Annotated in this window: 11 protein-coding genes and 1 pseudogene; 1 reads left to right on the forward strand and 11 read right to left on the reverse strand. The window is 50.9% G+C overall.

The features are described from left to right. Positions 1-4 precede the first annotated feature (4 nt). The 5 genes from ACFQ0N_RS16520 to ACFQ0N_RS16540 form a co-directional block, all read right to left on the reverse strand. On the reverse strand, positions 5-613 hold the full coding sequence (locus ACFQ0N_RS16520; protein ID WP_379328035.1) for a TetR/AcrR family transcriptional regulator: 609 nt from the start codon (positions 611-613) through the stop codon (positions 5-7). Between the two features lie 140 nt (positions 614-753). Continuing rightward, a complete protein-coding gene (gene helD / locus ACFQ0N_RS16525; protein ID WP_379328037.1) occupies positions 754-3,114 on the reverse strand; it encodes an RNA polymerase recycling motor HelD in 2,361 nt (786 codons plus the stop codon). 666 nt (positions 3,115-3,780) lie between these two features. Continuing rightward, entirely contained in the window at positions 3,781-4,677 is an 897-nt protein-coding gene (locus ACFQ0N_RS16530) for a phytanoyl-CoA dioxygenase family protein (protein WP_379328039.1), read from the reverse strand. Between the two features lie 107 nt (positions 4,678-4,784). After that, complete coding sequence (locus ACFQ0N_RS16535) at positions 4,785-5,579, reverse strand: helix-turn-helix domain-containing protein (protein WP_379328041.1); 795 nt, start codon at positions 5,577-5,579, stop codon at positions 4,785-4,787. A 62-nt stretch (positions 5,580-5,641) separates the two neighbouring features. Further along, positions 5,642-6,199, reverse strand: a complete 558-nt coding sequence (locus ACFQ0N_RS16540; RefSeq protein ID WP_379328615.1) for an MBL fold metallo-hydrolase — start codon at positions 6,197-6,199, stop codon at positions 5,642-5,644. A gap of 95 nt (positions 6,200-6,294) precedes the next feature. On the opposite strand from ACFQ0N_RS16540, the gene ACFQ0N_RS16545 reads away from it, so the two are divergent. Further along, positions 6,295-7,281 (forward strand): phage baseplate protein, encoded by a 987-nt coding sequence (locus ACFQ0N_RS16545; RefSeq protein WP_379328043.1) that lies wholly within the window; start codon positions 6,295-6,297, stop codon positions 7,279-7,281. Between the two features lie 52 nt (positions 7,282-7,333). Here the strand turns inward: ACFQ0N_RS16545 and ACFQ0N_RS16550 are convergent. From ACFQ0N_RS16550 to ACFQ0N_RS16575, 6 genes and pseudogenes are all read right to left on the reverse strand, one after another. Then, positions 7,334-7,633, reverse strand: a pseudogene (locus tag ACFQ0N_RS16550) (ATP-binding cassette domain-containing protein); the annotation flags it as partial. A 103-nt stretch (positions 7,634-7,736) separates the two neighbouring features. Then, positions 7,737-8,003 carry a RhuM family protein gene (gene rhuM, locus ACFQ0N_RS16555; protein WP_379328045.1) on the reverse strand — a complete coding sequence of 89 codons (267 nt, stop codon included), beginning with the start codon at positions 8,001-8,003 and terminating at the stop codon, positions 7,737-7,739. 591 nt (positions 8,004-8,594) lie between these two features. Beyond that, positions 8,595-9,506 carry a Gfo/Idh/MocA family protein gene (locus ACFQ0N_RS16560; protein WP_379328047.1) on the reverse strand — a complete coding sequence of 304 codons (912 nt, stop codon included), beginning with the start codon at positions 9,504-9,506 and terminating at the stop codon, positions 8,595-8,597. A gap of 419 nt (positions 9,507-9,925) precedes the next feature. After that, complete coding sequence (locus ACFQ0N_RS16565; protein WP_379328049.1) at positions 9,926-11,623, reverse strand: polysaccharide deacetylase family protein; 1,698 nt, start codon at positions 11,621-11,623, stop codon at positions 9,926-9,928. 180 nt (positions 11,624-11,803) lie between these two features. Then, positions 11,804-12,124, reverse strand: a complete 321-nt coding sequence (locus ACFQ0N_RS16570) for a DOMON domain-containing protein (protein ID WP_379328051.1) — start codon at positions 12,122-12,124, stop codon at positions 11,804-11,806. After that, positions 12,121-13,374 (reverse strand): DegT/DnrJ/EryC1/StrS family aminotransferase, encoded by a 1,254-nt coding sequence (locus tag ACFQ0N_RS16575; RefSeq protein WP_379328053.1) that lies wholly within the window; start codon positions 13,372-13,374, stop codon positions 12,121-12,123. Before ACFQ0N_RS16575 ends, ACFQ0N_RS16570 begins: the two co-directional genes overlap by 4 nt. Positions 13,375-13,442 lie beyond the last annotated feature (68 nt).

A 13,442-nucleotide genomic window follows, 5' to 3' on the forward strand; every position in this document is an offset into this window, starting at 1 on the left:
TCCATTATTCCTCCCGAACGTTGTTGATGCCCGCAGTCTGCTCCTTACGGCGAAGCCGGGCCGCTGCCATGATATCGCTTCCCGTTTGTTCCAGCAATTCAGTCAACTGCTCCTCCCCCATCTGCGGCGGCAGCAGACCGTTCACTTCCATGACAGACAGCCCCAGCTGAAACACTTGCATCTTAAACATAATCGGCAGCAGCTCTTCTGTAGTAAAGCCTTGCAGATCCCGGTTTTCCCGCATCTGAACCAGCATATCGTCTATAGACAGCTGGATCGCCTCCAAATAGCGCCCCTGTCCGCGCAGCATAAGTAATTCATTGAACAGGACCGGATAAGCGCGCGCAAACTGCATACTGGCAATGCCGATATTTAAAAAAGGATCCTCATGCTGCCGCGTAGCCAGCATTTGGTGGGAAACGTCAACAATTTTGCGGACAACTGCCTGCTTCAGCTCATCGGCATCTTTGAAATTGACATAAATCGGGGCGATAGAGCTGCCTATTTTATCGGCAACCTTGCGGATTGTAATTTGCTCCACCCCTTCGGCCTGCGCGATCTCAAAAGCGGCCTCTATAAGCTGCTCCTTGGTAAACTTCCTCTTAGGCGCCATCTGCAGCCTCCTGTTCCATCTATATAGATCATTAGTTACATATCAAGTGATATATATTGATTATAATACAGCTTTTGTCATTGTAAAGGGGCAATCTGGCAAAAAAATATCGGCTGCTGCAGCTGCAACAGCCGATATGTCTATCTCCTTGCCAAAAGCGGACTCCACTCTTCAATAGCATACAAATGCAGCTTATGCATGGCTCTCGTGCAAACGGTATACAATAAACGCCGTTCACTTTCCAAGCCGTAGCTTGCTGCCGAAGCATCGTACACGATGACTGCGTCGAACTCCACCCCTTTGGACAGATAGGACGGAATGACTACAAGTCCCTCCTCAAAGTCAGAGGTTTCCTGTTCAATTAAGCGAATGTGAGACTGTTTCAGCAGATCCCGCAAAGCTTCATGCGCCATCCGGCTTTCAGCCGCAGTCTTGCAAATGACGGCAATCGTACGGTAGCCCTCTGCCTGCAAAGCCGACAATGTACCCGCGATTCGGTCATGCAGCTCCGCCCTGTTGGCCAGCAAGCTGAAGGCAGGAGGCTCGCCGTCGCGGTTGAACGGAATAATTTGCTCGCCTCCAGGAATGAGGCCGCTTGTGAATTCCACAATCGGGCGTGTAGAGCGGTAGCTGCGGCGCAGCAGAATCGTCTCCGTCTCTTCCGCCTCATACAAAGCGGCCAGGGCGGCGAAGCCGCTGCTTTCTTCTGTCGTATGTGCAGTAATCGACTGATTTAAATCCCCTAATGCGGTTACCTTCGCTCGCGGGAATAATCGTTTAATAAAGGCAAATTGGAAAGCCGTGTAGTCCTGCGCCTCGTCCAAAAGAATATGCCGTACAGATGTGTTCGTCTGAAAGCCGCGTATTCGCTCGACCATATACAGAAATGGCGTGGCATCTTCGTAAGCGATCTCCCCTGTCAGCAAGCGATTCAGCGTGTAGCGGCAGATGTCGGCCCACTGTGCTGGCATCCGCTCCTGCTCTGTAGCAATCGCCGCGGCAAATTCCGCAGAATCGAATAACTGGCGGTAAGTTGACTTCATATCGACGAAGCTAAGCCTTTTTATCCGCAGCCGCAGCGGTTTTAAACGCTCCTTGACGACATATTGAGCCAGAATCGCCTTCTCCGCCTCAAAATCATCAAAGGATTGCTCGGAAAACCGCTTTTTGCGCCGCAGCGTTTGGAACGCTTTAAGATACGTTTCTTTATCGAGCAGTTCGATCTCTTCGTCAACCCAAGGTTCATTCAGGGCCGCGCGCTCAAATTCGTTCAACCGCTCCATCATCTGCTCCGCCATAAGCCGCAGACGATTGGCAATAGCTATCGAATGGTCGAGTGAATAAAACAGCGCCTCAATCTCGCCGGCAGTCATAATCGACTGGCCGCGGAACGATAAAGAGCGGAAGCGGAGCCCTTTGCTTTTCATCGCTTCAATGTAGCGTTCCATAAGCTGTACGAAGGGATAGGAAGCTTTATAGCGAATGCCGGCTATTCTCGTTTCATAATCGGGCTCATCCATGGCCGAAAGCGCATATTCCAATTGATCGTAAGGATTTTCCAGGCGAAAGGTTTTTCCTAAGCGAAAGCGCAAATAGTCCTGGAAAGTAGTCTGCTGCATATTCTCCTCGCCCAATTCCGGCAGGACTGTCGATACATAGCTGTTGAACATCGGATTCGGCGAAAATAAGACAATTTGATCGGCGGTCAATGTGCCGCGATACCGGTAAAGCAGGTAAGCTACCCGCTGCAGTGCAGCCGACGTCTTTCCGCTGCCGGCGGCTCCCTGAACGATAAGCAGGCGGCTGCTTTCATTGCGGATAATCAAATTTTGCTCCCGCTGAATAGTCGCAACGATGCTCTTCATTTGTGCATCGGATTGCCGGCCAAGCACCTCCTGCAGCAGCTCGTCGCCAATTGTGACCCCAGTGTCAAACATGCTGACAATTTCGTCACCGCGAATGACAAACTGCCGCTTCAGCTGCAATTCGCCCTCAATGACCCCCATCGGCGTCTCATACTGCGCTGCGCCTGGCGGGTAATCGTAATAGAGGCTGGATACCGGCGCGCGCCAATCATAAATCAAATATTGATCGTCCTCTTCATCCCGCAACGAGGCGATGCCAAGGTAAATCCGCTCCGCAGCCTCATCCGCCTCGCCGCTCATCGCATTCTCCATAAAATCGATCCGCCCAAAATAGGGCGACTGCAGCAGCTTGCGCATCGTCTTTAATTGTTTCGCCGCTTGACGATGCGTATGCTCGCGGTCAAACAGCACCTCCGCCTGCTGACGCATGCTGGCTGCTGTCTCGGCCATTTCCGCGGCGTCTTCAAAATTGACCGTGACATCTTCCCAAAAATTTTTGCGAATTTCGACCATTTCTTCCCGTGCTTCCGAGGTTTGCTCCTCCAGCTTCTCCGTCCGCCGCTCAATCTCTGCGATTACGCGTTCTACCCGGCGCTGCTCTTCCTTCCACTCCGGCTGTTCCGCTATTGACACCATTGACAGTATCCTCCTCTTTGATCGATCACCATGAAGCACGTTGACCCCGCTATTGAAATAAAAGTTGACATCTCCCGAATCAGCATGGTATAATTATATTTGGGTATTAACGCCTGAATTTATTATGGAAATTTCGAGCAATTTATATTGTACCAAACTCATTCATAAACTGCAATCTCATTCTTTTAAATTACAATGAACCGCGACCGTACAACAACGGATGCGGTTCTTTTTTCGCCTCCTATATAGCGGCGTGACCAATCTGTATATATTTTTCCTATATATTGAGAAAACACCTGACGACGTCCTTGGCGCGGAACAAGTTTCTTCCCCTTAAATTTTATTAGCATTCATAGCCGGCAGCGATGGTCAGCGGTTTGAGCCCCGAAGAAGGGGCAAACTGCAAAGCGGGTTCATCTAAAGGAAACCACAGACGTTATTTCACCAATAACCCCTCTTTTTGAAATCTAACGGAAGTAAGCGATCTTAATTAGACGTTTTCTTGCGAAATCGGGCTCATTATCATCAAATAGCGGCGCACAGTTCCGTTACAATTTCAGATCGGTCGAATTTTCGAAAATAGCGGCCGAGACATCCGTTAGATTAGGTCACATATTTAAAAAAGACGGAGCAGCCTCCGTCCTTTCTGCCCCGTCTTTATTCGTGCTACACGCCCCATTCCTTACGTGCGTCAGCTACCGATTTGGCCGGCGTCCTGCCCCAAGCGTAATGCCCTTTCGGCTTTGCGCCCATCCAGCGGTCGTCGACCGGCTCGGAGGCAAGCTGGTATCTGGTGTCCGCGCTAATCCGGTAGCGGTCCGTCTCATTGTTTAGTGATGCATGCATCATATACATTCCAAAAATGAGCGCATCTCCCGCCGCAAATTCAGCAGTCGCCCACTGTCCGCCAAATGAATCGACAATTTCGAGCGGATCTTCTGTGAACCAGCCGGTCGCCACATTGTCGCGGTCTACATCCATTTCGCCATAGGTTTCCCTGATTTTTCCAAAATTCTGCGATCCGAGACATAATGCGAGCGTCCCTAATTTATACGGCGTATCGCCGAAGGGCGTCCACATCGTGTACACATTTTTCGTGCCCCGTCCCATATAGACGACATCATAATGGGCGCCTGTATTGCCGCCGCGCGGAATTGCCCGCGGCCACTTGTAATCATAAGTCAGCACAGGCCCGCCAAGGAGCTCGGAAAAAAAACGCATCGTAGCCTCGCCGCCTACGACTTCCAGAAACGTCGGGAAGTCATCCTGCAGCTCGGCTGCGCTTTTCCCCCACATGGCCGATTTGTTTTCTGCATTAATAAGCCCTTCATCCAGCGGAGCGGTAAGATCAAGCCGTCCCATCACCTGCAGCTTTTGCAAAAATTCCTTGCGAGCCGCCATCACCTTGCCGCGGTCGTGCAATCCCCGAATGAATAAATATCCGTCCTCCACCAGCCGCCGCAGCAGCGCAGCGCCATCCCCAAGCAGCTCATTGGAGCTGCGCAGCTCCGTCAAATATTTGCTGCCCATTGTCAGCCGCTTTTGTCCAATAGTCACTTCCATATGATCAAACCCCTCTCTGACGTCTTGCTTCTACCTTAACGCAGAAAAGGGCTTTCGTCGTTAGTGAAAACCGGGCGGCATTTACGCAAAACCGTACTTTCAACCGATTATTGGTGATACAGCCGCTGCTGCCTGCGCCATTCCGTCGGAGCTACGCCTTCCGCTTCCTTAAACCAGCTCGAGAAGGAATGCAGCTGCGAGAAGCCGATCGCTTCAGCAATGGCCTGCATATCCCGGTCGGAAGCGGCCAGCAGCCACTTAGCCTCAGCCAGGCGGCACATTTTTTGATAATGCTTCGGCGTCATGCCGAAAACTTTGACAAAGCGCTTGCGCAGCCCTTCCTCCGATAATCCCGCCAGCTTGGCCAGCTCCGAAATTTGCAATCCGGTCTGCAGATGCTGCCTGATATAGTCCGCAATATGAGAAACGGACAATGCTTGCCTGCTCGCATGCGAATGCTCATAAATAAAAAGCAGCAGCACCTGCAGCCATGCGTGTCGGCTTGCTTCCGGATCCTTCAATGGCGTCGAAGCCGTGCGCAGCCATTGGCGAAACAGCAGCTCATACTGTTCCTGATCAAGCGGCGACAACGTAATGATGCCAGGCTGCTGCGGCCCGGGAAGCAGCTGGTGGAACCATTGCGCCGCCTGGCCGGAAAGGCCGTCGATGAGCAGCACGCCGAAGCGAATCGGAGCGCATGCATGGAACGAATGGGCAAGGAAAGAAGGGATAAGAACGATTTGTCCCATTTCTACACTCGCCTGTTTATCCGCCCAGCGGAAATAACCGCTTCCCTCCATGATTAGCGTTATTTCCAGACTGCTATGCTCGTAATATTGCGCATCCTCCCATTTACTATCGTGGGCGCCGATAAAGCTTCTAATATATAATGCCTCCCGCATTCGATCCCCTCGTTCCCTCAGACGCATTTCACCCAGATTCTACCGGCCAAATGCAAACGGTGTCAACCCTGTGGCTGACACCGTGCCTTTCCCTGACGGATGATCGGTAATTTTCCAGCGCAAGCGGTTGTCGAATAGCGCAACGCCGCAGAACAGCGCTGCAAACTGGGGAATATAAACGCTGATATGATCATGGCTGTGGCCGGTGAAGCCAGAAAATGAACCTCCAGGCCGCCGCAGCACAGGATATCGCCATCTTCAACCATAAGTGAAGGTTCGCATGGCTCATAATGATAGTCCGCCGGATAAATTCCCTGCTCACGCGCCTCGCCAAGCTTGAGCGCCTCCTCCCCGCCACTCACAAGGCGAGCCGTCTGCTTCGAACAAACCACCTTGGAATCAAATCGCCGCTGCAGCATTGCGGCCCCGCCGGAATGATCCGCATGCGCATGCGTCAAAATAATCCATTCCATCTGCTCACCGGAAAATCCGTGCTGTGCAAAATTATCCAGCAGCTTCCATGTATTTCTCCCTGCCCCGCAATCTATTAAGATTATTGAACAGCTGCCAGTGCCAGTGGATCCCGAGGCTGAACGTCTTCGAAGACATACCGAGCGAATTGCTCAAAGAGAAAGGAGGATTGTGTTCCACTGTAATCAGCCATTTTCCCGCTTCAGATCACCCCGATCAGTCATTGTACAAAGGAGGCATTATAATGTTTCAGGAGCGTTTTGCTCTTAGCGAAAGGAACTTAAAGATTTTTACATCTGTATTTCTCGCCATTCTTTTATTCATCGTGCCAGTCCTGCCTGCGGCGGCAGCATCACCTGGCAAAACCGTGAACGCATCAGCAAAGCTCGTATATAACCTAAAAGGGCTCAAGCACAATGTGGCAGTACAAAAAGCATATATCGCAGACAAGTATATCTATGTTACACAGCGGTCTAAGGGTACATGCTATCTTTCCAGATTGCGCATAAACGGGAAAGACGCGAAGTACGTAGACCAAATGACCGTAACCAATACCGGCCATTGCCAAACACTTGATATGTACACATACAAAGGAAAAAATTTTTTCTACTTCAGTTCTAAAGCAGATCCTTCAACAGACCAGTACTGGTCGCTCCAGGTGGCAAGACTTCAATATAAAGCCGGCTTAAAGGTCGATTATACGAAGCTTGATCGGTTCACCTATATGAACTACGCTAATAAGACAGGCAAAAGATTAGGCACCACCTATAGGATAGACGGCGGCGGTAACAGCAAATACACGTTTTTCCGTGTACAGACAAACGAAAAGACCGTCACCTGGTCCATATACAGCACAGCGGCCTTGAACAAGCTTTTGGACAGCAAAAAGCAGGTTCGAATGGACAGTGCCGCCGCGGTAAAAGCGAGCGTAGCGAGCTTCACACAATCCGGCAGCCGTATTATTAGACCGAATGGATCTTTTCAGGGTGCAGATATGCTAGGGAGCACTAAAATTTACACTTCAGGGGGTGCCGAAGGACAAACCCCTCAGATCGCCATGATGACCAGCTCAGGTGCGTACAAGAGCCTGGTGAAAATTACGAATGTGGGAAAGCATGAAATCGAGGGAGTTCAGACCAAGAACGGGAAAGTCTATTTTACCATTGTGACGGATCCCAAGAACAAGAAGAACACACAGAAAATTTACTATGTGCCGGATACTATATTTTAAATAACTGTATGTATAAGAAGTCGCCGTTTGTTGGCGGCTTTTTTTCTGCAACTCATGTAGAATCGAGCTCCGGTACACGATCTTTCAGGAGGCGACCGCGCAAACCATACAGTTGCCCTTGAAGGGTAAGGTTATCACGACCAGTCGAATCGGGTAAAACACCAGACTGCTGTGAGACACATCCGATCACCCTGCGAACCGTATTCGGGTTGCGAGCGATATCGCTACCTGCCACCTGGGCTTCCCCGCTATCCAACCGTGATAATGTGGTCAAGATTTTCACTGCAGTTGATTTGCCGGCACCGTTCGGGCCAAGCAGTGCAAAAATGGTTCTTGTCTTTACGGAAAAGGATAATCCATTTAGCGCATGTACGCCTCCACGATATGTTTTTGTTCAATTTTTCGTGTGGATAGCTAAATGAGCATCGGAAGACTTCGAACTCAATTTGTTCATTTCAGTATGCACCCAGTTCAACTTCTTGCGAAATCTTGCCTGCATTGGATAGAATCTCACGCACATTGAATTTCAGGAATGAGTTCAGCTTCTGGGTCCAGTCCTTCATGTACATAGGGGACTGACGTTCCGCTTGATCTTCTGCATAGTCCAAATACATCGTTACAATTCGATTTAATGACTGGAATCCTTTATCGGTCAAAAAAATTTTCGCCACCGTAACATCGGCTTTTCTAACCTTATCGCCTTTCCAACTGATCAATCCCATATTGTCCTTCTCCAAGTACATCGCCGCCGTAGGTAATGAATGCGCCCCGAATGTAGCCTTTCGTCAATTCCACACCGATCGAATACAGCCGCTCCCCCTACAAACGAAGAAACGTAGCGGGCCGCCCCGCCTGTAAGGGAGTCTGCACACTTTCCTCTACTACTAGTCCTTGCTCGAGCAATTCATTTATAATGTTAGTCACAGTTAGTTTGGTTAGTTTGGTTAGTTTGGGCCTTCATGCAATCTCGGCCCGTGACATATTGCCGCGGTGCAGCAATTCAAGAACCTTGGTGCGGTTATCCAACTTCATGTGTTGAAAGCTGTTTATATCAATCGACATTTCATTTGCCCTTCTCCCAAAGCATCCCATCTTAACCTACCGTCCTATTTTTAAATGCTAATCCCCCTGGACGACGGATAGCGTAACGACCACGGCCTTCTGCTTGATGGCATCCTTGATTCAGACGTCTTTCTGTGCCTTCATGTACATAAAAGCAGCCCGTCCTCCATGTTCAGTTCAGTTACAGAGGGCAGGCTGCTTTTTATTTGACTAACCCGGTCCATGTTGCGAATGGTTATTATAATCTTATATTAAGGAAGTATCTCTGTTGTTCCGCTTACCCGGCTATTATTGGCGCTCTCCAGGAAATGAATGATTTCCAGTGTTTCCTCGGTATCTATATCCGCTTTCCCGCTCTGAAACATCCGAATAACCCGTTCCAGCATTCCAGAGTAGGCTGGTTTGGCATCAGCGCTTGCATCTACATAACTTGTTCCTTCCACCCGGTGAATTAGCGCTCCGAATTGATAATTACCTTTACGATTGCCGCGTACAACTCCAATCCGGCCATCTTTCCAAACTCCCGTTATCACATCATAATCGTCATTCGTCGTGACGGATACCGATAGACAGCCTCTTCCCAATATCCGATAGAGCATTTCCACCGAATGAATGCCGTACCAGAAAAATCCCGGCTGCGTTGGCTCCAGAGACATTGGCCCATGGCAATCCGCACCGATAATCGTGCTATCCTGCGCCGACAGCAGGTTTTCGGTTAATCCTTCGGAGTATCGAAGCGAGGAACAGCTCATGACAGGTACTTGATACCGGGCTGCGATATCGAAAATTTCTTTCGCTTCGGCACCACTGGTCGTAAAGGGCTTATCGATAAATACGGGTTTGCCATAAGGAGCAATGGCTTTAAACAGTTCCAGATGCACCCTGCCATCGACAGATTCCAGCAGGACCGCATCACACTGCTCGGCTACCGCTTCGGCTGAGTCGACGATCGCAACCTGATAGTGCTCCGATAATTCATCAGTGTACTGCTGAACCCGGCCGTAGCTCAAGGCGAAATCTGCCGAAGGCACGCCGGGATAAGCGACTGCAATTTTTCCGCCGGGAACATGATGACTGTGGCCCGGATCGTTCAGGATAGCTGCGAATGCGGTAACGTGTGACGTATCCAGACCGATCATGCCGAGCTTTAATGGTTGCTGCATTTGCTCATCTCCTTCAATATATTCGATGTAACGTTTCCGCCCAATTATATACTATTTTATTCCATCAACAAACGATCAATAAACAGATAGCTCAAGGAACGTATATACGCAGGAAAGTCGTGGCCGCTGTTACCAAGCAGAGAGACATAACACTCTTCATACCCTAACCAATTATATAAAGTGCCAATTTCGGGAATATGCCATCATTCTGGGCATACCAGTTCAGCAGCGGCCTTGGTGAGGACAAAGCCATAATTTCATGGCATTCAAAAGGTACGAAATCCTCATCAATCGCAGCAGTCAGCTTCGGGATATGGGAGAACCAATCACGTTGCCCCCAACGGTTAGGATTGGGATCTTCGGCAAATGGGCAAAAACCGCAGCTGCAAACTTTCACTCCATTACTTTTTCACCGTTCCTTATATATGTGTCGTTATACATTGCTTCAGGCAGCGGACGCCCATGCGCATTTCGATAGTCTCATCTCCTAATGACTTGCAGTTCTCCGGTACGGGAATCCAGATAACCGCATTGGCGGGCAGCGGCAGACCTGCTTCAACTGTCGCTCCCTTGTCCGTCACAGCGACTACCTTCAACTGCCGGCGCGTCCGCTCCCAATCGTTGATCATTCTGCTTGTCCAAAAGACAAACCCGCGTTCACGCGCCTCAGCCGCAATTCGCCGGAAGGAACTGCGGACCGTTGCCTTCGTGCCGATATGCCCCTGGTGGATGAGGAAATGGGCGATGCCCCCAATCTTGCTGATTCCTTCGAGAAAAGGCACGATCACACTGCTATCCGCCCAGTTCGAAGTCAGATCCAGATCCTGGGTCAGGAAGCCGACTTCCAACACATTATACATCCGGTTGTTATCATTTGACCAAGCAATTGGAAAGTAGCAGTGGCAGGTGCCGAAGAGGAATCCGACATTCCCTTTTTTGCTAGGGCCGCGGGTTTGATCGATCTGAATGCCCCGTGCTTCGCACCACTCAAACAGTTCCCCCCAGCCCTCGAAGCGGGTGTAATGATTTTTGTTGGAGACGACCTTGTCCAGGTCCGCCGTTTTCTGCAAGAACGACAGCTGCCTGTCGAACTCGTCCAGTCCCCATTTCATATCCAACCCGTTGTAATGAAACGCCAATTCGTGCCCGGCCTGCTTAATTTGTTCATAGACAGTAGCGCTGTATCCGGGCTCGATCATGCACCAGGTGGACTGCAGGCTGTTTTCCTCCAGAATTTCCAGAGTCGCAATGGCGTCCTCTTCCACGTTCCCGTCGCTGTCGTGCGAAATAGTCGCCACATGTTCGATTCCGTCCGGCCAGTAGCCGACGAAAGGCAGTGTCAAGCCGAGCCCAACCGCCGTCCGCAGCAGTCGTCCGATAAACAGCTCCCGCCAGTAGTCGGCATAAGGATAGGCGAAATAGGTTTGGCCGGTTTCGGTGGATCGGCGATCATGCGTCCAGTCCATTTCTATTCGGTCATCCGCTTTTAATATGTTTTCGTTGATCTTCGCAGATCCGTCAGGCGCAGGAATGCCATCCTCCAATACCGGCTCTGTACCCTGCTGCAAACCAACAATCGTTGCGGGAATATCCACAGCCCAGCGGTCAAATAAACCTTCACCGATCCGAAAGCGCTGCAGGGCCGCGCCAAGCCAAGCTCCGCGAGGCTGATCTTTCGCCAGCTCGCCAACTTCCTCCAGCAATCGTCCATTCCCGGCAGAAGGCTGCCACGGTGAGGCGGATAAGAAGCGGATAGATTCCGCTTTATCGTAATAGGCACCGAATGAAGCATAGCCGGCTTCCGCCCATCCACTCCATTGACAGCCAAGCTTGGAAGCGAGCGCATTCAATCCGGCAAACGAAATAAGCACGCCTCCTTGCTCCGCATATTTCCACAAAACGGACGTTGAAGCTTCGTCGTCCCTTACTGATCCAACCACCACAATATCAAACGACCCGTTTACTACCTCGTGAAGATCGTCAATCCGCTCGAACGGAATTCCCGCATGTGAGAGCACCTCCGAAATATAGAAGCCGAATACATTCAAACCGTAAGACCAACGGCGCTGCGCTTCATTGCGGTCCAGCAAAACGCCGACCCGTGCAATATTCATCATGGTCCTGTCCTCTCCGGTATACCAAAATAATAGAAGTAAAATCTTGTATTCATCGTTATTCACAGCGATAATGGAGCAGCTCGAACCCCCGTACGCATGCTGCATTATCAATTGCTCAGCTGATTAATGAACCCGATCCTGCATCAACACACTCAAGAAGTCTCAAATCTACATCGCTTGCTATACCTTTCCTTGATGCAACATCATCGTATCTACCTGCGAATCCGTCGGTGAAGGATGGTCATCACTCTTCCGCTTTGGCCAATAAGACGGCTTGGAACGCCTTCGGGTCTTTGTTTCCGCCGATGCCCGCTCCCCACTCGACCAGCCTTTGCGTCCCGCCCCATCGTTGTCATTGATCAGGAAGGAAATGATGAACTGAGGAGTGCCCTGATTGAGCGGATTCAGCTCGCTCCAGGGAAGTGCCAGTTCATAGACGGTATCCTTGTTTACTTCGTCCCTCGTTATCATCACGTCGACGTTGTGACCGTCATCGATCAAGACCGCTCATTCCCTTTCCCGGCATAATGTAGCGCCACTTTACGTATGCCGCGAATGACGTCGTCGATATCTCTTTCACTGAAAAACTCGTTCACCGGGACCGTAATCGCCGTCTGCAAGATACGTTCCGCTGTCGGGCACAGCCCTTCCGCGTAATCGGCGTTGGACAGCTCAAACGGAAACCGGCTGCCAATGTAAGCCTGCTGCCGCTGGAACAAAGGATGCATATACACTGGCTGCGGGATATAACCGGCATTGCTCGCGATGCCTTCAGCGGTGAGCGCCTGGGCAAATTCGCTGCGCGAGCAGTTTAATACTGCTTCGTCCACCCGCAGCATGTAGAACCAGTAAGAACTCCATCCTCCGTCCGTTATCCGGTGCGGGAGTATGCCCGGCACATCGCGGATGCCCTCCGTTATCCGCTCGCCGTGATCATGTCGCTGCCGGCAAATCTGCGGCAGCTTCTGCAATTGGGCGATGCCTACCGCTCCCTGCAGCTCCGTCATCCTGTAGTTCGGGGCAAGATAGGTCAAGTCACGTACGACATTCGCCCCAAAGCGTTGGTAGTTTTTGTCGGCGAACGCATGCGTCCGGTAATAATCGGCCTCATCCCCGCTGTTGACCGTCACGATGCCGCCGTCTCCAGTCGATATGTGCTTAAAGTCATTCGTGCTGAAGCAGCCGTAATCCCCGATCGTTCCCGCCAAACGCCCTTTGTACCAGGTCATGTAGCTTTGTGCGCAATCCTCAATGACCCGCAGCCCATGCCGGCGGGCAATGTCCATAATCGGGTCCATGTCGCACGGATTACCGGCGAGATGGACGGCCACGATCGCTTTCGTGCGGGAGGTAATGCACGCCTCGATCGATTGCGGATCCATATTGTACGTGTACGGGTCAAGATCGGCGAACACGGGGATCGCGTTCTGGTACAAAATACCAATTATAGACCCTTGATCGGTAATGGGACTTGTGATCACTTCATCCCCTACAGTTATGCCGCAAGCCCCGAGCGCAACATGAATAGCGGCCGTTCCCGAGGATGTGGCCACGCTGTGCCGAACCCCGTACAAGTCATTGAAATGCTGTAAAAATTGCTTCACCTTGCTGCCGTAATGATAAAATAACGTGTTCTGCTCCAGCGCTTCCGCCAGCTGCGCCATTTCTTCGGCGCCGAACCGTTTGCCGGTGCTGTACGGCGTCGTTTTTATTTTTTCTCCGCCGTGAATGGCCAGTTTATACTCATCCATCTGCTATTCACTCCTTTTTCTTTTGTTCCGATTGACGAAGCGGACTGCCGGGGAGCAAGCATAGAGCA

Origin of the sequence: Paenibacillus sp. GCM10027626, from assembly GCF_042676285.1 — a bacterium.
In the GTDB taxonomy this organism is placed as follows: domain Bacteria; phylum Bacillota; class Bacilli; order Paenibacillales; family Paenibacillaceae; genus Paenibacillus_Z.

What these genes read in the sequence shown, in the direction of transcription:
- ACFQ0N_RS16560 (WP_379328047.1), bottom strand. Translation starts at nt 9,506, where the DNA reads ATGCAGCAACCATTAAAGCTCGGCATGATCGGTCTGGATACGTCACAC.
- ACFQ0N_RS16535 (WP_379328041.1), bottom strand. Translation starts at nt 5,579, where the DNA reads ATGCGGGAGGCATTATATATTAGAAGCTTTATCGGCGCCCACGATAGT.
- ACFQ0N_RS16565 (WP_379328049.1), bottom strand. Translation starts at nt 11,623, where the DNA reads ATGATGAATATTGCACGGGTCGGCGTTTTGCTGGACCGCAATGAAGCG.
- helD (WP_379328037.1), bottom strand. Translation starts at nt 3,114, where the DNA reads ATGGTGTCAATAGCGGAACAGCCGGAGTGGAAGGAAGAGCAGCGCCGG.
- rhuM (WP_379328045.1), bottom strand. Translation starts at nt 8,003, where the DNA reads ATGGGATTGATCAGTTGGAAAGGCGATAAGGTTAGAAAAGCCGATGTT.
- ACFQ0N_RS16545 (WP_379328043.1), top strand. Translation starts at nt 6,295, where the DNA reads ATGTTTCAGGAGCGTTTTGCTCTTAGCGAAAGGAACTTAAAGATTTTT.
- ACFQ0N_RS16530 (WP_379328039.1), bottom strand. Translation starts at nt 4,677, where the DNA reads ATGGAAGTGACTATTGGACAAAAGCGGCTGACAATGGGCAGCAAATAT.
- ACFQ0N_RS16520 (WP_379328035.1), bottom strand. Translation starts at nt 613, where the DNA reads ATGGCGCCTAAGAGGAAGTTTACCAAGGAGCAGCTTATAGAGGCCGCT.
- ACFQ0N_RS16575 (WP_379328053.1), bottom strand. Translation starts at nt 13,374, where the DNA reads ATGGATGAGTATAAACTGGCCATTCACGGCGGAGAAAAAATAAAAACG.